Origin of the sequence: Micromonospora sp. DT53, from assembly GCF_049841535.1 — a bacterium.
Classification (GTDB): Bacteria; Actinomycetota; Actinomycetes; order Mycobacteriales; family Micromonosporaceae; genus Micromonospora.
Genome location: NZ_JBNCKM010000008.1, coordinates 349,650 through 370,167 on the forward strand (window position 1 = coordinate 349,650; position 20,518 = coordinate 370,167).

Consider the following 20,518-nt stretch of genomic DNA (forward strand, 5'->3'; position numbering starts at 1 on the left):
CGTTACGGCCTCGGTATGGATCGGAAACAGTGCCCGGCAAACATCGGACGGGTGAGCGCATCGTCCATGACCGATACGCACTGCCCCTACTGCGCCATGCAGTGCGGGATATCCCTGACGACTGGCGACGGGCCGCCTCGGCTGGCGCCCACCGAATTCCCGGTCAACAGGGGCGGTCTGTGCGCCAAGGGATGGACGGCTGCCGACCTTCTCGACCACAGGGACCGGCTGCTGAGCCCGCTCGTCCGCAAGGACCCCGCCGACCGCACCAGCCCGCTGCGACCGGCAAGCTGGGACGAGGCCCTCGACCGCATCGTCGACGCCATCCGTACCAGCCAACACCGGTACGGCCCCGACAGCGTCGGGGCCTTCGGTGGCGGCGGGCTGACCAACGAGAAGGCGTACACGCTCGGCAAGTTCGTCCGGGTGGCGCTGCGGTCGGCGTCGATCGACTACAACGGCCGATTCTGCATGTCGTCCGCGGCGACCGCTTCGAACCGCTCCCTCGGGATCGACCGTGGCCTGCCGTTCCCTCTGGCCGACATCGCCCAGGCGCAGGCCGTGCTGCTGGTGGGCGCGAATCCGGCTGACGCGCTGCCGCCGTCCATGCAGTACTTCGACGCCGGACGGGCCGCCGGCGCGCGGCACGTCGTCGTCGACCCCCGTCGTACGACCACCGCGGGGGGCGCTCACCTCCACCTGCAGCCACTGCCGGGCACGGACCTCGCACTGGCGAACGGGCTGCTGCACGTCGCGATCCGCGAGGGCCTGGTCGACGAGACGTACGTGCGCGACCGTACGAGCGGTTTCGACGCGGTCCGGGCCACCGTCGCCGCGTACTGGCCGGACCGGGTGGAGCGGATGACCGGCGTGCCGGAACGGGACCTGCGGGAGACGGTACGCCTGCTGGCGACCGCGACGTCGGCGATGGTGCTCACCGCTCGCGGCGCCGAGCAGCACAGCAACGGCACGGACACCGCGCAGGCGTACCTCAATCTGGCCCTCGCCCTGGGCCTGCCCGGTCGGCCCTTCTCCGGCTACGGCACGATCACCGGGCAGGGCAACGGGCAGGGTGGCCGCGAGCACGGACAGAAAGCTGATCAGCTGCCCGGCTACCGGCGCCTGGACGACCCCGCGGCGCGCGCGCACGTCGCGGCCGTCTGGGGCATCGACCCGGACGAGTTGCCCCGGCCGGGCCGGTCGGCCTGGGAGATGCTCGACCGGCTCGGGACCGACGACGGGGTACGGGTGCTGCTCGTGCTCGCCAGCAACATCGCCGTGTCGGCCCCACACGCCAACCGGGTGATGGACCGGCTGCGGGCGCTGGACCTGCTTGTCGTCTCCGACATCTTCCTCTCCGAGACCGCAGCCGTGGCCGACGTGGTGCTGCCCACGGCCCAGTGGGCCGAGGAGGAGGGCACGATGACGAATCTGGAGGGGCGCGTCATCCGCCGTAAGCGGGCCCTGTCGCCGCCGCCGCAGGTCCGCACCGACCTGCGGATGCTCGCCGACCTCGCCGGCCGGCTCGGGCGCGGCCAGTACTTCGACGACGATCCGCGCCGCGTCTTCGACGAGCTGCGCCGGGCCAGCGCCGGCGGGACAGCGGACTACGCCGGAATCACCTACGAGCGCATCGAGGCGGAGCAGGGGGTCTTCTGGCCGTGCCCGAGCGTGGAGCATCCCGGTACGCCACGGCTGTTCATCGACCGATTCCCCACCGCCGACGGGCGGGCGACGTTCTTCCGGGTGGAGCACCGGGATCCGGCGGAACTGCCCGACGCCGACTATCCGTACGTGCTGACCACCGGCCGCAACATGCAGCAGTACCAGAGCGGCAACCAGACCCGCCGGGTCGGCGCCCTGACCATGGCGCTGCCGGACGCCCGGGCGGAGCTGCACCCAGACCTCGCCCGCCGGCACGGCATCGCCGACAACGACGTGGTGGAACTGCGCAGCCGACGCGGACGGGCGCTCTTTCGGGCGCGCCTCACCAACGGCATCCGCCGCGACACCATCTTCGCACCGTTCCACTGGGCCGGTAGCTCCGCCGTGAACGCGCTTACCGACCCGGCGCTGGACCGCCATTCGCGGATGCCGGCGTTCAAGGCCTGCGCGGTGTCGATCGCGCGCGCGGGCGGGCCGGACGACACCGACCTGTTGACCAACCCACCGCCCAATCCAGCATCTCTTGAGTAAGGGAGCGTCGCTGTGCACACCACTCCCCGTTTCTTGCAAGGCGTCTACAGCTTCGAGGGCAAGGGCCTCGACCGGCCCGGCCTCGTCGACGGCACGCTCAGCTACGTGGTGCCGGGCGGTGTCGTCGCCCAGCCGGTCTACTTCCGGGGTGGCAATGCCAGTGACGAGCTGATCTGTGTCCTGCTCATGCGCGACGGCCAGCCGATGCGGTACTTCCCGATCGGTGCCAAGTCCGATGTCCACGTGCCGCTGCGGGTGGTCGAGGACCTCGACTCCGGCACCGGTCTCGAGGTGCACGTGGCGGCGCCCGCCGGGGTGTCCGGCACCGTGATCGTCGACCTGGGGTTGGTCGAGGTCTGATGGACGCCGTCGACAAACGCCGTCGCCTCGTCGTGGTGGGCAACGGGATGGCCGGCGCCCGCACGGTCGAGGAGATCCTCGAACGCGGCGGGGGCGACCAGTTCGCCATCACGATGTTCGGCGAGGAGCCGTACGGCAACTACAACCGCATCCTGCTCTCCAACGTGCTCTCCGGGGTCGACGACGAGGCGGGCATCTTCCTCAACGACATGTCGTGGTACGCCGAGAACGGCATCACCCTGCACACCGGCACCCGGGTCACCCGCATCGACCGCTTCGCGCGACGGATCTACGCGGACGACGGCACCGAGACGCCGTACGACAAGCTGATCATCGCCACCGGCAGCCGGGCGTTCGTCCCGCCGATTCCCGGCATCCACCGCCCTGGGCGCGGCTACCACCAGGGAGTGTTCGCGTTTCGCACCATCGACGACACCCGCAACATGATCCGGTACGCCCGCGAGCACGAGCGCGCGGTGGTGATCGGGGGCGGCCTGCTCGGTCTGGAGGCCGCCCGCGGCCTGCAGAACCACCTGGGCCACGTGACCCTTGTGCACGCCGCCGACCATCTGATGAACGCTCAACTGGACGCTCAGGCGGGCGCGATCCTGCGGCGCAGCATCGAGCGACTCGGCATCGAGGTCGTCCTCGGCGCGCACACCACCGAGGTGCTCGGCAAGCACGCCGTGACGGGGGTCAAGCTCAAGGACGGTCGGACCGTGGCCTGCGACGTCGTCGTCGTTGCCGCCGGCATCCGGGCGAACGCCGAGATGGCCGCGACCAGCGGGCTGCCGGTGGAGCGGGGCATCGTCGTCGACGACCAGATGCGCGTGCAGGACGAGGTCGACATCTACTCGGTCGGCGAGTGCGTCCAGCACCGCGGCGAGACGTACGGCCTGGTGGCTCCGCTGTGGGAGCAGGCGCGAGTGCTCGCCGACCACATCACCGGGACGAACCCGTTCGCGGCGTACCACGGCTCTCGGCTGGCCACGAAGCTCAAGGTGGCGGGCGTGGACGTCGCCTCGATGGGCCTGAAGGAGGCCGAACGCGACGACGACGAGACCATCGTCTTCGCCGAGCCGCGCAAGGGCGTCTACAAGAGCATCATCATCCGCGACGACCGGCTTGTCGGCGCGACCCTCCTCGGCGACGTGCAGAAGGTCGCGTTCCTCATGCAGGCCTTCGACCGTGGGCTCGCCCTGCCGAAGGAGCGGGTCGAGATGTTGTTCGACCTCGGCGCGCCGTCGGCCGACGTGAGTGCCGCGGAGCTCGGCGACGACGTGCAGGTGTGCAACTGCAACGGCGTCACGAAGCGGGCGCTGGTCGGCACCGTGCAGGGCGGCGTGAAGACGCTCACCGGTGTCATGGACGCCACCCGTGCCGGCAAGGGCTGCGGATCGTGCAAGGGCCTGGTCGCCCAGATCGTCGAGTGGGCAGCCGACGGCGAGGTGGAGGACGACCCGGCCGCGAGCTGGTATGTCCCCGGTGTGCCGATGCCCAAGGCGGAGCTGATGGCGGTGATCCGCGAACACGGCCTGAAATCCGTCTCCGCGGTGTTCGCCACCCTCGTGCCCGGCGGCGAGGAGGACGCGAAGAGCAAGATGGGCCTGGCCTCGCTGCTGCGGATGATGTGGGGCGACGAGTACGTCGACGAACGCGACGCCCGCTTCATCAACGACCGGGTGCACGCCAACATCCAACGAGACGGCACCTTCTCGGTCGTCCCCCAGATCAAGGGCGGTGTGACCACACCGGCGCAGCTCAAGCGGATCGCCGAGGTGGCCGAGAAGTACTCCGTACCACTTGTGAAGATCACCGGCGGCCAGCGCATCGATCTGCTCGGCATCCGCAAGGAGGACCTGCCGAGCGTGTGGGCGGACCTCGACATGCCGTCCGGGTACGCGTACGGCAAGAGCTTCCGGACGGTCAAGACCTGCGTCGGCTCGGACTTCTGCCGCTTCGGTGTCGGCGACTCCACAGCTCTCGGCATCGCCATCGAGGACCGGTTCAAGGCCATCGAGGGCCCCGGCAAGATGAAGCTCGCCGTCACCGGCTGCCCCCGTAACTGCGCCGAGGCGTACGTGAAGGATCTTGGCGTGGTCGCCATCGACGGCGGCAGGTGGGAGATCTACGTCGGCGGGGCCGCCGGCGCCCACGTACGTAAGGGGGACCTCCTCGCCGTCGTCGACTCCCCCGCCGAGGTCATCACGCTGACCGGCCGGTTCCTGCAGTACTACCGGGAGAGCGCGAACTGGTTGGAACGCACGTACGCGTGGGTGCCCCGGCTCGGCATCGACCACATCCGGGCGGTGGTCGTCGACGACAGCGACGGCATCGCGGCGCGGCTCGACGCGGCCATGGCCGCCTCCGTGGCCGCGTACCGGGACCCGTGGCTGGAACGGCGCGAGCCGGTCACTCCAGGGCAGTTCCGCACCTCCCTGCCGTTGGCGGTCCTGCCTCAGGTGCCGGTCCGCGAAGCCGTACCGGTCCCGGGGCCGGTGGCGCCGTCGATCGGCTCCGCCGTGCCGGGAGGCGGCTCGGCCGACAACGGGAACGGCGCCGGCCCGGCATCCGCGAGGCGGGCGTGATGGCCAGGCTCATCGCCGTGGAACACCGGCTCGGGCCGGTCGACGAGATCCCCCTGGGCGAGGGACGTGCCTACGCCGTGGGCGACGACATGATCGCCGTCTTCCGACTGCGCGATGGCAGCCTGCGCGCGGTGTCGGCGGTCTGCCCGCACGCCGGCGGGCCGCTCGCGGACGGCCTGGTGGATATGACTGTCGTCGTCTGCCCCCTGCACCAGAACACATTCGAGTTGGCGACCGGCTGTTCGACCACCGGGCAGTCCCCACTCACCGTGTACCCGGTCCGTGCCGACGCCGACGGACGCCTGGTGGTGGGTCTGCCGCCGACCTGAGGAGCGAACCAAGCACGGTGTCGAGCGGACCGAGGACTCACCTGGGAGGAACCATGACCACGGCCGTGCCCGGCAACATCGCGCAGGACCGGCGCAGCCTGACCCTTCGCGGGCACTGGATCGACGACTGGCGGCCCGAGGACCCCGTCTTCTGGGAACGCCGGGGATCCCGCATCGCCCGGCGTAACCTGATCTTCTCCATCTTCTCCGAGCACATCGGCTTCTCCATCTGGACGATGTGGTCGGTGCTGGTGCTCTTCCTCGGGCCGCAGTACGGCATCGATCCGGCCGGGAAATTCCTGCTCACCGCCGTGCCCGCACTGGTCGGGTCGGTGCTGCGGATCCCGTACACCCTTGCCGTGGCCCGGTTCGGCGGCCGCAACTGGACCATCGTCAGCGCGTCGCTGCTGCTGATCCCGAGCCTGCTCGGCGCCTTCCTGATCCGGCCCGGCGTCTCGTACTCGACGCTGGTGCTCATCGCCGCGCTGGCCGGCGTCGGCGGCGGGAACTTCGCCTCCTCGATGGCGAACATCAACGCGTACTACCCCGACCGGCTCAAGGGTTGGGCGCTCGGCATCAACGCCGGCGGCGGTAACCTCGGCGTCGCCGCGGTCCAGCTCGTCGGCCTGTTCGTGCTGGCAGTCCTGGGGACGGCCAGTCCCGGCATCGTCGCCGGCATCTACCTGCCGGCGATCGTGCTGGCCGCGCTCGGTTCCGCGATGTTCATGGACAACCTCAGCCATGCCCGCAACGAGAAACGGGCCATGCGTGACGTCACCCGCGAACCGCACACCTGGATCATGTCCCTGCTCTACATCGGCACGTTCGGGTCGTTCATCGGCTTCGGGTTCGCCTTCGGCCAGGTGCTTCAGGTGCAGTTCGCCGACACCTTCAACACCCCGGTGAAGGCCGCGTACCTGACGTTCCTCGGACCGCTGCTCGGCTCGCTCATCCGTCCCGTGGGCGGTGTGCTGGCCGACCGGCTCGGCGGGGCCCGGGTCACCTTCGTGAACTTCGTGGCGATGGCGGCCGGCGCGTCGACAGTCCTGCTCGCCTCCCAGCAACGGTCGCTGCCGTTGTACCTGGTCGGCTTCATCGCGCTGTTCGTGTTCAGCGGCATCGGCAACGGCTCGACGTACAAGATGATCCCGGCGATCTTCCGGGCCAAGTGTGGTGTGCAGGTGACCGCCGGCGGTGCGGCCGACCCGCACGACCGGGCCGCGGAGCACGAGGCCCGGCGCCTCTCCGGCGCGCTCATCGGCGTGGCCGGTGCCATCGGCGCGTTCGGTGGAGTCCTCGTCAACCTTGCCTTCCGGCAGTCGTTCCTGGCCTACCAGACCGCGGACGCGGCCTACGTCGCCTTCATCGCCTTCTACGCGATCTGCTTCGTCATCACCTGGTTCGTGTACCTGCGCCGGTCGCCCGGGAGACTTGAGGGCGTCTGACAGCCGGCAGCCGGGCCCGGGTCAGGGTCACAGCGCGGACGGCAACTCGCCCACCGATCGTCAGCGGCTCCAGTGCCACTCGGACGGGCGGCAGCCCAGCGCGTTCAGCAGTGATGATCGTGACGAGGACGTGTAAGCGCGAGTCCCTTGCTCATCCGTACGCCAGGATGATGCGTCCGGTGTCGTCACCTTCGACGCAGCGCAGGTAGTGGCCGACGAGCTCGTCCATCGGCACCGGACGCATGCCGGGGAAGTGCTCGGCGAAGGCGTCGAGGGAGTCGCCGACCATCGTGGGGCTGACCACGTTGATCCGCATCCCCCGCGGTAGCTGGCCGACTACCTGTTCGAGCTCTGGGTCGGCCGGGTGCCGCGCAACCGCCTGATGCAGGGCCGCGACGGTCACCCTGCGCCTTGGCGTTCCAGTCGCAATACAACGCGCGGTGGTGCGGATCGAGGAACAGCATTCGGGCGATGTTCGGCCGAATCCGCATGTCCGGGGCGTCGACGTCGACATGGCCGGCCAGCAGGGCGTGCCCGAGGCGGTTCCACGCGAGGACGTCGGCGCGGTGATCGATCACGATCGCCGGTGTTCCAGGCATCGCGACGAGCAGTTCACGAACTGAGGGCCTCAGTTTGCTTCTACGGGCACGAGGACGAGTCGGTCGTCGCGGAGCGGCAAGGATCCGCAGATGTTCGTGCTCAGCCGGAGAGAGCTGCAACGCCGCGGCCAGCGCGTCGATGACGGCGGCGGAAGCGCTACCGCTGACCCCCTGCTCCAGTCGCGTGTAGTAGCCGATACTGACCCCGGCGAGTTCGGCCAGCTCTTCCCTGCGCAGTCCCGGGACTCGCCGACGAGTGGCGCCGGGCTCGATACCCGCAGCGGCTGGCGTCAGGCGCTCGCGTCGGCTCCGCAGAAAGCCGCCGAGATCGTTCGCTCCCTTGTTGACCACCAGCCCATCGTCGCGCCGCTCACCGATCTCTGCCTGCCCCAAACAGGGATACCTTCGCGGACCTCCGTGTCTTACGTGCTCCTCTGATAAACGGTCCTCCCGACCTGGGTGATTGAAGCTCGCCAGACCCCCGGGCCGTCGGGACGTTGATGTGCCCCTGCAACGGATGCGACCACTCCAACCCCGCGCATCGCGGTGAACTGACCCGGGTCGTTGGCCGCGTTGGCCAGGTCACTGGTGGTCCGCCACTCGGACGAGCTGAGCCCGTCGATGGCGAAGAGCGTGGCGTGGTCGGTCAGCGCGGCGACGTCGGTCAGCGCGGCGACGTCCAGACCGGCTTCAAGCATCGAGGCGAACGCGGCCTCGGCGCTGCCGTCACCGCTCCGACAGGACCGTGTGGTTGTGCATGTCGGTGTGGGTCTGGGCGCCGGCCACCGACGTCGTCCATCGCGGCAGACCGGCCCGGATCAGGACCGGCTCACCGCTGCGAGGTGGCCTCGGCGGCCTCGGCGGCTGCGGGCCCGGACATCTCGGGTGCCGTACGGCTGCGCAGCCCGCGCACCGCCGGCACCGCGAGAATGAGCGAGTTGGCCAGCAGTTGCCAGATCACGCCAGCCGCCAGGACTGTGGAGATGCTTGTCGCTTCGGCAATGGGGCCGGCCAGCGCCAGGCCGATCGGGCCGACCGAATAGGCGCCGAAGGCCACGAAGGACATCACTCGGGAGATCGCCTCGCTCGGCACATACTGCTGGATCGTCGTCAACCACAGGCCGTTGAAGACCGAGTTGGCGATGCCGGCCGGTATCGCCGCCAGGCACACCACGGCCAGCGGCGCCTGCAGAGCAAGCGCGGCCGACGGCGCCGCCCAGGCGAACGTGACGAGGGTCGTGACGACGAGCGGGCGTTGCGGACGCCGGCCGAGCAGGAACAGACCGCCGACGATAGAGCCGGCGCCGTACAGGGCCACGATGGCGCCCCAGGCGCCGGCTCCCCCGTAGTTGCGGTCCGCGGTGGGCGGCCCCAGCACCAGGTACGGCGCCCAGACCACGAGGTTGAACAGCGTGAACTGCAGAGTGACCGTCCAGAGCCAGGGATAGGACCAGAACAGTCGCCATCCTGAGCGCAGGTCGTGCAGCACCGAGGACTTGAACTGCGGCCGGGTGTCCGGGAGCCGCAGGATCAGCAGCGACACGATGCTCGGCAGATAGCTGAGCCCGTCCACCACCAGCACGACGCTCGGGTTGGTGAGGGCGACCAGAACACCGGCCAGCGCCGGGCCTCCCACGTTCGCCGTCGACTGGCACAGCCCCAGAAGCGCGTTCGCCTCCTGCAGCCGGCCGGTCGACACCAGCGAGGGCACCAGCCCGTCGAAGGACGGGCGGAAGATTGCCTCCCCCAGCCCGCCGAGGCCGACCAGCGCCAGTAGCGCCCAGAGCGGGGGCGTGCCCACGATGAAGAGGGTGGCGACCCCGCCCTGGGCCAAAGCGCGCAGGCAGTCGGAGTACAACATCACCGTCCGCCGTGGAAGCCGGTCGCCCAGCACGCCGCCGCCGATGAGGAACAGCACCATCGGCACGATCCGGGCGGCCATCACGAGGCTGAGATCGGTGAGCGAACCGCCGTCGTCGAGCACCGCGAACGCGAGGGCCACCGTGGCCATGGACGTGCCCATGGCGGAGGTGGAATAACCCAGGATAAAGACCCGGAAATTGCGCTCCCGCAGCACCTGGAGCTTTTCCCGAAAAGCCTCTCCCCTGCCCAGTGGCTTCAACCTTTCCCGCTACAGCGGCAACAACCCGGACAGCCTGCCATGATCGGGCAGACCCGGGCAAGCCACGGGGATACGGCGGCAATCCGGCCCCGGCTCCGCACACCTGCTGACGTATCGCCAGCTCGTGTCCCACCGTGATTGGATCGCGGCCGACTCGGGAGCACTAACCGTGCCCCCGAGTCGGCGCGACAATCGGCAGCCCGTTACCGGCGGCCGAGCTTGACACTCATCTCTGCTACTGGTCAGGCGGGTACGAACTGCCACTGCTGGTTGGTCCCGCCGTTGGCGGTCCACTGCACGACCTGCGCCCCGTCGCTGGTCGAGGCGCCGGAGACGTCGGCCACGAGTCCGCTGCTGCGGGCGACGATCGTGTAGTAGCCGTCGCCGGTGGGCCGCAGGTACCACGACTGGTTGGCGCCGCCGTTTGCCGACCACTGCTGTAGTTGCAGGCCCGCCGTGGTGCTGCCGGCGTTGACGTCGAGCATCTTTCCGGAGGCGGTGTAGCGCAGGGTGTAGGCGTCCTGCGTGGCGCTGATCGTCCACGTGGGGGTGCCGCTCTGCTGGACCGCCTTGGCGCCGTCGGATGTGGAGTTACCGGCGATGGCGAGGGGCTTGCCGCTGTTGCGGTTGACGATGCGGTAGGTGCCCGCTGCCGGCCCGGTTCCACCGCCTCCACCGAGGTTGAGGTACTCGACCGCGTCGGTGAAGACGGTGCTGCCGGACTTGGCGGTCGACAGTTGCAGGTACACGCGGGTGCCGGTGGCGGGGGCGGTGAAGGACACCGGTTGGGTGACCCGCGAGCCGAGCGGGACGGTCAGGGTGGTGCTGCCGGACGCGACGACCGCGCCGGTGGGGCTGTCGAGCCGGGCGGTCCAGGTGAAGCCCACCGAGGTGTTGGTGAGGTCGTCGTTGAACACGGTGATGTTGCGGGTCACCGTGGCGTTGCGGGCGTAGCTGGGTACCGCCTGCGCCAGCGGGAAGTTGCCGTTCGAGTCCGAATTGCCGGAGGCGGACCAGTAGGGGAGGTCGATCGCGGCCACCGGGTTGAACGCCGCCTGCACGCGCTGGATCTGCGGGTTGCTCCACGGGTCGGGCAGGTTGTCGACGCCGTAGATGGGGTGACCGCCCTCCTCCGGGGTGAAGTCGGTGGACCGCACGCCGGGCACGACGCTGGCCCAGGCGGACAGCAGCGTGTACGGGCGCAGGTCGGTGGCGCCCTTGCCGCGCTTGGCAGCAGTCGCGGTGGCGAACCACTCGAAGCCCTGCTTGTTGTTGCATGCCGGCCAGATGAACTCGCCCTCGCCGTCGGGCCGCCCATTCACGCTGACCAGGCCCTCCCCGTACCTGCCGAAGCCGTCGACGTAGTGCGGGATCACCGCGAAGTTGGCGTACGTCATCCCGGGATACAGGCTGACATTGTTGCCGACGCCCACCTCGACAATGATCGGCCGGGTGCCGTCGGCGCCGTTCATGGCCGCGTACAGGTCCTTCTCGAACTGTTCGGAATCCTGGCCGCTCTGGTTCGGCTCGTTGTTCTGACTCCAGCGGATGATCGCGGGGTGGTTGCGGTCGCGCAGGACCAGCGCACGGGCGTGGTTGATCATGTTTTCGCGCCCGACGGAGTTCTGCCACTCCTGCGAGGATTGGGAGCCGCGAATCGCGACCTCGTCGATGATCATCAGGCCCATCTCATCGGCGACATCCAACATGTATGGGCTTCCGGGCTCCTGGTGGATGCGCACCACGTTGTAGTTCAGCCGCTGGTAGTTGTCCACCGCCTGCGGCCAGCCGCCGTTGCCGGACGAGGGGGGCAGGAAACCGGGAAGGGTGTGGTACGCGTCGCCCTTGCCGCCGTTGTTGATCCGGTCATAGTCGGCACCCTGGAGGTTGTCGCCGCGGAAGTTCACGCGCACGCCGTTGAGGTAGTAGTAGTCACCGTTCTGGGTGGCCTCCCGGAACCCGAACCGGTAATCGGCGTCGCTCGTCCGGCCGTCGTCGGTGACGGCATGCACCGTCAGCCCGTGCAACTGCGCCCGGTACCCCGACCGGTACGGCACGTTGGGCCACCAGTACGAGGTGCTGTCGAGGTTCCACGCGACCGGCCCGACGGTCACGGTCACGGTCGAGCGGGCCGCCACGGTGACCGTACGGCTGGGCAGTGCCGGGTAGCTGAAAGCCGTTCCGTTGTTGGACGACAGCGACCCGGTCAACGTCACCGACCGGGAACTGCCCGACGTGTTCCGCACCGTCACGTCGTAGGTCAGCGTCTTGTTCGCCACCGACGTACGCACGAATGTGTCGCTGACGTACACCGCCGGGTACACCCGCAGGAACGCGGACCCGAAGATCCCCTGCGGGACCGCCTCGGACCACGTGGCGGCGTCGGGCACCAGGTACCGGCCGTTGGACGCCTTCAACGCGCCGCGGCCCTTCACGTTCACGGTGATCGTGTGGGTGGTGCCGGGCGCCGCGTATGCGCTGATGTCGAAGTTCGACGGGGTGAACGCCGTCGTCTGGGTGGCGACCACGCGGCCATCGACCGACAGTGTCGCCTGGTGATTGACGGCGCCGAACTCGATCCACGTCGACTGCGGCTGCCCCGAGTCCGGCACGGTGATGCTGCGCGAGTACACCGCCTCGTTCACGTCGGTGAAGCCCTGCTTGTACCAGCCGCCACCGGGTACCGCGATCGTGGTCGCCCCCCGACCTGCGGGCGTGAAGTTCCACCTCCCGGCCAGGTCGACCGAGGCGATCGCGGCGTTACCGGCCGCCACACCGTCAACACCGTCGGCCGCGAAACTCGCGACCGGCGCGGCCAGGGCCGAACCGGGGGGCGCCAGGGTCAGGCCACCCAGCGTCAGAGGGAGGCTGAGCGCCACGGTCGCGGCCAGCCCTCTTGCCCACGCCGACAATCGGCCACCCCAGCGGACGTTCGTACGATGCACGGTTACCTCCTGTGACTCATCCGCCAGCGCCGCAGCACCGGTTCAGGGCACAGCCTCTAGGGCCGATACTCGAATCGATTCGACAAATCCGCCGGCGTCGCCGACCACCCGGGAAGGATGGTTGCGGCCAGATACATAGGCATGTATCAAAGGGCGTATCGCGCGTGAAGTCAAGGTTTCAAGACGGTTACTTCCTGCTCACAACCCTCGGAAGCTTCGAGTGGCCAGCGATAGAGACGACCCGTCCGGAGCGCTGAGGCATCGCGCTCAGGCATTCCGTCTCGCCGACCCAGCCACGCGGCGCCGATCGAATAGCGAACCGATTCGCCTCTGCGGCGCCCGGCCGAGTGACACGCTGAAGACGCGGACAGCAATGCGGTCCGCGGCGAAGTCGGCGGGCGGGCCCGGCCTGAACTGTTCGGCTCGAAACTGGGGTTAGGGTGGTGGCAAGGAACGTGTTTCGCCAGCGTCACGGGCGGGTTGCGGGCTCTTAACGGTGAGTGTCTGACTGCGTAGACATGACTGCGCAATCATACAGGACTATGGCCGGCGACGGGAGGTGCCGTGACGCGACTGGCGAGGCCGGGTGGAAGCCCCCCGACGCCGCGCAGCGTGGACGTCGCGCGGCTGGCCGGCGTCTCCCAGAAGACGGTGTCCAGGGTCCTCAACGACGAGCCGTATGTCTCAGCCGACGTACGCCAGCGGGTCCTGGACGCCGCCGCGGAGCTCGGCTACCGGCGCAACCAGGCGGCCCGGGCGCTGGCTTCCGGGCGGACCCGGTCGATCGGCGTGGTGACGCTCGGCAGCGCCTTGTACGGGCCGGCGTCGTGGCTCATGGGCATCGAGCGGGCTGTCCGGAACACGGGCTACACGCTGCGGGTGGCCACCACGATCGAGGGCGACCCGGGCGGCATCGCGAGCGCCCTGGCGTCGCTGCGGGAACAGGGCGTGGACGGCGTCGTCATCTCCGAGCCGATCGACGAGGGCGTCGGCCTCATCAGCGTGGACGTGCCGGTCCTGGTCCTCGGTGCACCGCCCACCTTCACCGCGCCGCAGGTGGTGACCGCCAGGGTCGGCGCGGGCCGGCTCGCGCGGGCCGCGACCGAGCATCTGCTGGAGTTGGGGCACGCGACCGTCCATCACCTGGCCGGCCCGCAGCGGTGGTATTCGGCACGGGACCGTCTCGCCGGCTGGCGCGAGGCGCTGCGAGCCCACGGCGCGGACGAGCCGCCGGTCGTCGAGGGCGACTGGTCGGCCGCGTCCGGCTACGCGGCGGGCCGGGAACTGGCCGACGACGGCACCGTGACCGCGGTGTTCGCCGCGAACGACGACATGGCGATCGGTCTCATCCGCGCGCAGATCGAGGCCGGGCGCCGGGTACCCGAGGACATCAGCGTCGTCGGGTTCGACGACATCCCGGTCGCCGCCTACGTCACTCCCCCGCTCACCACCCTGCGGCAGCCGTTCGACGAGGTCGCGCGGCAGGGCCTCGGTCTGCTGATACAGGTCATCGAGAAGCCCAACGTCGAGCTTCCACCGGCGGCCGACCAACCGGTCGAGCTCGTCGTCCGCGCGTCGACGGCGCCACCACCACCCCGGTCGACCCCGGGACGTGGCGGCCGAGCGATCCCCCGGGCCCACAGTGGCCCGACCACAGAAAGATCCACGCGGGTTAATCCGCACGGATGCTGATCGGCCACGCGGCGCCGTACCTTCGCGCGGCCCGCAGCGGCTCCTGGAACAGCCGACAGCGCACTGGTTCGTCGCCGCGGGAGCAGGCCACCTGCTGCCACCCATCGCACCGATGCCCGCGACCACCGACGTCGGCGACGGCGCTTCACGACCCTTCTAGCGGCGGGTTCCACCGCGGTGCGGCCGCACCCATCTTCCCCCTCACGAGGTGGACGGAACGGGGGTAAGGACCTTCACCGGGGCCGGCCCACGTACCGCGAACTAGGTAGTTCTTGCCGATGTGTAGCGGTTGCCGTCTTGGCACGATCGCATCTGCCGGGTGTGGATCTAGCGGCTCGCTCTCACGCCCGGCGATCCGATGGTCAGTGACCGCAGAGAGGCTTCACGATGGAGAACAGTACGGACACCGACGAGGCCGGCATTGACGTGTCGGCACCGGTGGTCAGCCGCCACAGCGTCACGGTGACCGCGTCGGCGGACGCCGTGTGGCGGATCCTCACCGACATCGACGCATGGACAACCTGGCTGCCAGAAATCCCTTACGCACGCGTGGAAACACCAGGTCCGCTCGCCCCGGGCTCCGTGTTCCGCTGGTCGGCCGCGGGCATGGAGATCGAGTCGACGATCGTTCAGGTACGGCCGCGGGAACGCCTCGTGTGGCGGGGATACGGTGACGGACCGGACGGGGTCCTCGGTGTCCACGTCTGGGCGCTCACTCCGGCCGGCGACGGTGTGGAGGTGTCGACCGAGGAGTCCTTCGCGGGCCCGCCTGTCGATGCCGCCCCTGGGCCGTTCCAGGAGGGCCTCGACACGACCCTCGCCATGTGGCTGGAACGACTCAAGGCCACCGCCGAGGCGGTGGCCGCCTCATGAAGAATCGTGTGTTCGCCGTCGCGACGGCAGTGGTCGTGGCCGGCCTCGTGGGCACCGCAGGTGCGCCGGCTCGGGCCGAGGTCAGGCGCGACGTCGGCGCCGACCACGCGACGCTGCGATGTGTGGGAAGGACCGTCGACACCGCGGCGAAGATTCGCTATCGGACGGAGACGACGATCGACGCTCCGCTACGGACCGTCTGGAAGTTGCAGACCGACGTGGAACGCTGGCCGTCGTGGCAGAAGCCCGTTTTGTCCAGCAAGCGGCTCGATCGTGGCCCACTGCGTCCCGGTTCGTCGTTCCGGTGGACGACACCGGTCCTCGAGACCGCGCTGAATCCCGCCACGACCCTCGTCGTCACGTCCACCGTCCGGCAGCTCCAACACCAGAGGTGTCTTCGGTGGGACGGCCCGGCGATCGGAGCGGGGCTGCGCATCGACGAGGGGGTGCACGTGTGGACGTTCACCGAGATCGACGGCCGGGTTCTCGTGCGTACCGAGGAGACGTGGCGCGGTGACCAGGTGGAGCAGGACGTCGATTTCTCCACCGTGGCTCTCGGGGCGGGCCTGGAGACGTGGCTGACGGAGCTGAAGACGCGTGCCGAACGGGAGTGTGATCGGGCCCGGCGCTGACGTGGCCCAACGGCCCGCCGGTCTCGTACCGGCGGGCCCTTTCGTCGCTCGGTCGGCCCGGCTCCGTCAGCGGAGTAGCTCTCGTAGCTGCCGGCGTGAGGTGATGCCCAGTTTGCGGTAGAGGTTGCGCAGGTGGGCGTCGATCGTTCGCGGGCTGACGAACAGCAGCGCGGCGACTTCCTTGGTGCCTGCGCCGGAGGCGACCTTGCGGGCGACGAGTAGTTCGCGGGCGGTCAGCCCCGCGAGCGGATCGGCGTCGTCGGCCAGGGTCGGCTCGCCGATGGCATCTAGTTCGCGGGCGGCGCGGCCGGCGAACCCGCGCGCGCCGATGGTGGAGAGCAGTTCGTGCGCGGCTCGCAGCTCCACCCGCGCCTCGGCGCGACGGCCGACCCGTCGCAGCCACTGCCCGTAGAGCAGTCGGGCACGCGCGTAGTGGACTCGCATCCTGCTCCCGGCGAACCGGCTGATCGCGGCACGGAAGTGGTCCTGTGCGCCGAGCCCCGGGTCGAGCAGCGCACTCGCCAGTAGATGCGCACCGGTCGTCCACGCGTTCGGATTGACCCGCGCGACATCCCCGATCCATCTAGCCGATTCCTTGGCTTCTTCGGGACGTCCGACGTACGCGGCGGCTTCGACCAGCTCGTGGTGGAAGACGGAGGCAGCGTACGCGCCGCGCCGGTGCTGGTCCCGGACGAGCAGCAACGCGTCGATCGCGGCCTCATGGTCGCCGCTACCGTTGCACAGAACGCCGATCGCGTAGTGCAGCGCGGTGGGTTTCACCCCCACCCAGTCGCGCAGCTTCTCCCGGATCTCCCGGAACCGTTCGACGTCCCCGCTCCAGGCGGCAAGCATCAGGTCGGACCCGACGAGGTTCGACGTTCCGGCGGCCTCGTCGACCGCACGCGCCTCGATGATGCACACCTGCGCGTCGGCGAAGCGACCCACGATCGTCCGGGCGACCGCCTGGAAGCGCAACGCATGGGGAAGGATCGCGTAGGCCCCCTGCGCCCGGGCGAGTTCCACCTGACGGTCGGCGATCTGCTCCATGGCATCGCTGTCACCGATGTCGACGCTCAACACACAGGCACGTTCCATCCACCACGGATCCGCGCCGGTCGTGCGGGCGTGGTCCCGGAAGGCGTCGACCGTACGGCGCATCATGGGCATCGCCTCGTCCACCGGGCGGAGGTTCTGCTCGACCAATGCCCGCAGCAGCAGGTCGACCGGACGTGGCGGCTGACGCTGGGGTACCCGTTCCCGGATGTGCAGGGCGAGCCGCCGTAACCTCCCCGGCTCGTCGACGCTGAACATGAGCGACGCGAACGCCTCCAGGTAGGTCTCACGGACCTCGTCGGGCCCCACTCCGTCGGCCGCGTCGATCAACGCGATCGTCGCCGGGATACTGCGCGCCACGTGATAGTCGATCATCGCGCGCAGCAGTCGCGCGGCGCGGCGGTCGGCGGGGTCCGGGTGGAGACGCTCGGCCTCGTCCACCAACTCCCGGGCGGCAGAAGGTTCCCCCGAACCCAACCGCGCTCTCGCCGCGGCCAACAACCGGCGGGCCTGCCCCGACCGGCCGGGGGTCAGTCGGGCCGCGCGCTCGAGGAACGCGGCCACGGCCGCGAGTCCGCCGCGGCGCTGTGCTCGTCCGGCCGAACGCTCCAGCTCGGCCGCGGTCTCCTCATCCGGGCCGGTGATCGCGTTCGCCTGGTGCCAGGCGCGACGGTCGGGATCGACGTCGGCGTCCGTACCGGCGGCGAGCGACGCGTGCGCCTGCCGTCGCGCCCCGGCGCCAGTCGCCAGGTACACCGCGGAACGCGCCAACGGATGCCGGAAGTGCACCCGGGGCCCGGCCACCAACAGGCCGCTGTCCTCGGCCGCGGCCAGGTCCACGGCGTCCAGCCCCTGGATCGCCATCGCGCGGCGCAGCAGAACGAGGTCGCCTGTCGGCTCCGCCGCGGCCAGCGCCAGAACCGAGCGCGTGGGTGCCGGCAGCCGCAGGAACCGACTCGCGAACCGGTGTTCCACGGCGCGGTGCCCGGCGTCCCCGGGTAGCCCGAACGGTCCGGCGTCGCGGGCGAACTCCACCAGGGCGAGCGGGTTGCCGGCCGCTTCGGCGAGGATCCGTTGCGCGATCGCCGCCTCGTGGCCGAATGGTGCCCGATACCGCAGCAGGGTGAGGGATTCCGAATCGGTGAGCCCGGTGAGAGTGAGGGCGGGCAGGCGACCGAGCCCCGACACCGAGGCGGCGTCACGGCCGGCGAACACCATGGCGACCCGCTCCGCCGCAACGCGTGCCGCGACGAAGGCCAGTACCTGCCGCGAGCCGGCGTCGATCCACTGCACGTCGTCGACCACGCAGAACACCGGCCTGCGCCGGCCTACCGCACTCAGCAGGCCCAGGACGGCCAGGCCGACAAGCATCGGGGTGGGCGTGGCCCCGGCCTGCAGCCCGAACACCGCGTCGAGCGCGCTCCGCTGCGGCACGGGGAGCCCAGCGCGGTGGTCGAGCACTGGCGCGCACAACTGGTGCAGGGCCGAGTAGGGCAGCTCGCTCTCGAACTCGACACCACCGGCCCGCAGCACCCGCCATCCGTCCAGCCGCGAAGCGGCCGCACCGATGAGCGTCGACTTGCCGATCCCCGCATCACCGAGAACGAGCATCGCCCCGCCACGGCCCCGCGCCGCGGCTGCCGTCACCGAGGCAATCTCGCCCAACTCCGCCTCGCGAGCGACGAACAATCCCGACCTGAGATCTGTCATCAGCTTCTGCGTGTCGCCGGACGAATGGTGCCCTCCGATTGTTCGGCCCCACCGATGGTATCCAGAGCAGCGCACCGATCGGGACGGGCGCCGGGTCCGGAGTCGGCGCTCCTACGAGGGCAACTCGAACAGTTCCAGCTGGATGCCGTCGGGGTCACGGAGATAGAGGATCTTCGTCCCGGCCAGCGCCCCCGCTTCGACGCCATCGCCGTCCTGGAGCACGACCGGATCGGCGTTGACGTGCACGCCCCGCCGCACCAGGTCGCGGTGCGCCGAGTCGAGGTCGTCGATCTCAAAACACAGGTGCATCACCCCAACGTCCGAGTTGCGCCCGGTGAACGGCCTGGGCTGCGGGCTGTCGTACTGGATGAGTTCCAGCAGGACGTTGTCACCGGCCAACGCGAAGGATGCCCGCATCGACGCGTTCTCGACCTCGACGACCGCACCGATCGCCGGGTTCGTCGCCGAGATCGTCACGCCGCTCGGCGCGATGCCGAGGACGTCCTCGTACCACCTCACCGACCGCGCCAGATCGCTGACTGGCACTCCGATGTGATGCATTCTGGTCACTCTGCTCATGATCCCCATCCTGAAGGGCCGAGCCAGCACTGTGGAAGGCACAGGTCTTCCGCGTACCGCTGGTACCACCCAGCTCCCGGACCGATGGCGGATCATGGGGTTCATGAATGACCTCGGAGCCGCGCTGCGGGCCTGGCGGGATCGCACGGACCCGGCCGCTGTCGATCTCACGAGCGCCTCTCGTCGCCGCGTCGTCGGGCTACGACGCGGCGAGCTGGCAGCACTGGCCGGCATCTCCCCCGAATACGTGGCACGCCTCGAACAGGGCCGGGCCGCCACCCCATCGGCGCAGGTGTGCACCTCCCTGGCCCGCGCGTTACGACTCTCTGACGACGAGGAGGCGCACCTGATGCGCCTTGCCGGCTTCGCCGCGGCCCCGGACCGGATACCCCACCTGATCCCCAGCAGCCTGCACCGCGTCATCGACCACCTCGGCGACACCCCGGCGGCCGTCTACGACGCCGTGTGGCGGCTGCTGCACTGGAACCGGCTGTTCGCGGCCGTCTTCGGCGATCCCGCGGGCGCCACCGCCGACGATCGCAACGCCTTGATCGTCCAGTTCGAATCCCGGAACCCCCGAGTCCGCCAGACGGACACCGAGCGCGCCTACTTCGAGCAGTCGTTGGTGGCCGACCTGCGCGCCACCAGCGCCCGCTATCCGAACGATCCCGACGTGGCGGCACTGATCTCGCGGATGGCCGGGAACGACAGGTTCTGCCGCCTCTGGGCCCTCCGCGCGGTGGCCAATCACGAGAGCGCGCACAAGACCGCCGTACACCCGGACGTGGGGGCCATCCCGCTGGACGCCAACGTTCTGACCACCCAGAACACCGACCTGCGCCTCGTGGTCCTCACGCCTCGGCCCGACACTGCCGCTCGCGAGAAGCTGGATCGACTGGGTTGACGACACCTCGCGCTGAGTGCGACGTGATTTCCGCGCAGTCACCGCTGGCGGCCCTCCGAACGCGAGAGACGGAGCGCCGGTCGCCGGGCGCTGCGAGCACCGCGCCGATGACGACCACGAACGACGCCGAGTTGGCCGCAGCTCCGACCGGCCGGCCGGGGTACTCCGTATACCTCGGCGTCCACCACCGAAGAGGGGCTTCGATGGTGGACGTGGACGGGGAGTCAGACGACGATGACTGTTTTGCCGAGCAGCTTGCCGTTGCTTGCATCCTGGTGGATGGTCGGCAGTTCCTCCAGCGGCCGGCGGTCGGCGATGTGCAGCTTGAGTACGCCGTTGTCGATGCGGGAGACGAGGTCGGCTAGGTGGGAGGCGTCGGGGCCGACCCACACGCCGGCGGTGCGTACCGAGCGTGCCTCGTCGGCCGGCACCGGGCCGGCGGAGCTGACGACGATGCCGCCGTCGGCCACGTAGGGGGTCAGCTTCGCGAG

General features: G+C 69.8%; 16 protein-coding genes and 1 pseudogene. 9 read left to right on the forward strand and 8 right to left on the reverse strand.

Going from position 1 to position 20,518, the window contains the following annotated elements; translation table 11 throughout:
- Positions 1-66: 66 nt before the first annotated feature.
- From ACLQ3B_RS25145 to ACLQ3B_RS25165, 5 genes are read left to right on the forward strand one after another with little or no spacing between them, the layout of a single operon-like run.
- Positions 67-2,196 (forward strand): molybdopterin oxidoreductase family protein, encoded by a 2,130-nt coding sequence (locus ACLQ3B_RS25145; protein WP_425783182.1) that lies wholly within the window; start codon positions 67-69, stop codon positions 2,194-2,196.
- A 12-nt stretch (positions 2,197-2,208) separates the two neighbouring features.
- Positions 2,209-2,556, forward strand: coding sequence for a hypothetical protein (locus tag ACLQ3B_RS25150; protein WP_007462233.1), 348 nt, complete (start codon positions 2,209-2,211; stop codon positions 2,554-2,556).
- Entirely contained in the window at positions 2,556-5,144 is a 2,589-nt protein-coding gene (gene nirB, locus ACLQ3B_RS25155) for a nitrite reductase large subunit NirB (RefSeq protein WP_425783165.1), read from the forward strand. Before ACLQ3B_RS25150 ends, nirB begins: the two co-directional genes overlap by 1 nt.
- Complete coding sequence (locus ACLQ3B_RS25160; RefSeq protein WP_425783166.1) at positions 5,144-5,473, forward strand: Rieske (2Fe-2S) protein; 330 nt, start codon at positions 5,144-5,146, stop codon at positions 5,471-5,473. Before nirB ends, ACLQ3B_RS25160 begins: the two co-directional genes overlap by 1 nt.
- A 53-nt stretch (positions 5,474-5,526) precedes the next feature.
- Positions 5,527-6,918, forward strand: a complete 1,392-nt coding sequence (locus tag ACLQ3B_RS25165; protein WP_425783167.1) for a nitrate/nitrite transporter — start codon at positions 5,527-5,529, stop codon at positions 6,916-6,918.
- 151 nt (positions 6,919-7,069) lie between these two features.
- Here the strand turns inward: ACLQ3B_RS25165 and ACLQ3B_RS25170 are convergent, their stop codons facing one another.
- The 5 genes and pseudogenes from ACLQ3B_RS25170 to ACLQ3B_RS25190 form a co-directional block, all read right to left on the reverse strand.
- Entirely contained in the window at positions 7,070-7,321 is a 252-nt protein-coding gene (locus tag ACLQ3B_RS25170) for a hypothetical protein (protein ID WP_425783185.1), read from the reverse strand.
- Between the two features lie 64 nt (positions 7,322-7,385).
- Positions 7,386-7,868, reverse strand: a pseudogene (locus ACLQ3B_RS25175) (helix-turn-helix domain-containing protein); the annotation flags it as partial.
- 71 nt (positions 7,869-7,939) lie between these two features.
- Positions 7,940-8,215 (reverse strand): hypothetical protein, encoded by a 276-nt coding sequence (locus ACLQ3B_RS25180; RefSeq protein ID WP_425783168.1) that lies wholly within the window; start codon positions 8,213-8,215, stop codon positions 7,940-7,942.
- 131 nt (positions 8,216-8,346) lie between these two features.
- Positions 8,347-9,594, reverse strand: coding sequence for an MFS transporter (locus tag ACLQ3B_RS25185; RefSeq protein ID WP_425783169.1), 1,248 nt, complete (start codon positions 9,592-9,594; stop codon positions 8,347-8,349).
- 287 nt (positions 9,595-9,881) lie between these two features.
- Positions 9,882-12,584, reverse strand: a complete 2,703-nt coding sequence (locus ACLQ3B_RS25190) for an RICIN domain-containing protein (RefSeq protein WP_425783170.1) — start codon at positions 12,582-12,584, stop codon at positions 9,882-9,884.
- A gap of 612 nt (positions 12,585-13,196) precedes the next feature.
- Here ACLQ3B_RS25190 and ACLQ3B_RS25195 point away from each other — a divergent pair.
- The 3 genes from ACLQ3B_RS25195 (at position 13,197) to ACLQ3B_RS25205 (ending at position 15,781) form a co-directional block, all read left to right on the forward strand.
- Positions 13,197-14,276 (forward strand): LacI family DNA-binding transcriptional regulator, encoded by a 1,080-nt coding sequence (locus ACLQ3B_RS25195; RefSeq protein WP_425783171.1) that lies wholly within the window; start codon positions 13,197-13,199, stop codon positions 14,274-14,276.
- 387 nt (positions 14,277-14,663) lie between these two features.
- On the forward strand, positions 14,664-15,149 hold the full coding sequence (locus tag ACLQ3B_RS25200; protein ID WP_425783172.1) for an SRPBCC family protein: 486 nt from the start codon (positions 14,664-14,666) through the stop codon (positions 15,147-15,149).
- On the forward strand, positions 15,146-15,781 hold the full coding sequence (locus ACLQ3B_RS25205) for an SRPBCC family protein (RefSeq protein WP_425783173.1): 636 nt from the start codon (positions 15,146-15,148) through the stop codon (positions 15,779-15,781). Before ACLQ3B_RS25200 ends, ACLQ3B_RS25205 begins: the two co-directional genes overlap by 4 nt.
- Before the next feature lie 66 nt (positions 15,782-15,847).
- Here ACLQ3B_RS25205 and ACLQ3B_RS25210 read toward each other — a convergent pair whose 3' ends face one another.
- Together ACLQ3B_RS25210 and ACLQ3B_RS25215 are read right to left on the reverse strand one after the other, a co-directional pair.
- Positions 15,848-18,544, reverse strand: coding sequence for an AAA family ATPase (locus ACLQ3B_RS25210; RefSeq protein ID WP_425783174.1), 2,697 nt, complete (start codon positions 18,542-18,544; stop codon positions 15,848-15,850).
- Positions 18,545-18,655: 111 nt separating this feature from the next.
- Complete coding sequence (locus ACLQ3B_RS25215) at positions 18,656-19,105, reverse strand: VOC family protein (protein WP_425783183.1); 450 nt, start codon at positions 19,103-19,105, stop codon at positions 18,656-18,658.
- A gap of 121 nt (positions 19,106-19,226) precedes the next feature.
- On the opposite strand from ACLQ3B_RS25215, the gene ACLQ3B_RS25220 reads away from it, so the two are divergent.
- Complete coding sequence (locus ACLQ3B_RS25220; protein ID WP_425783175.1) at positions 19,227-20,027, forward strand: helix-turn-helix domain-containing protein; 801 nt, start codon at positions 19,227-19,229, stop codon at positions 20,025-20,027.
- Between the two features lie 224 nt (positions 20,028-20,251).
- Here ACLQ3B_RS25220 and ACLQ3B_RS25225 read toward each other — a convergent pair.
- On the reverse strand, positions 20,252-20,518 hold a 267-nt coding region (locus ACLQ3B_RS25225), incomplete at its 5' end, for a zinc-binding dehydrogenase (RefSeq protein WP_425783176.1).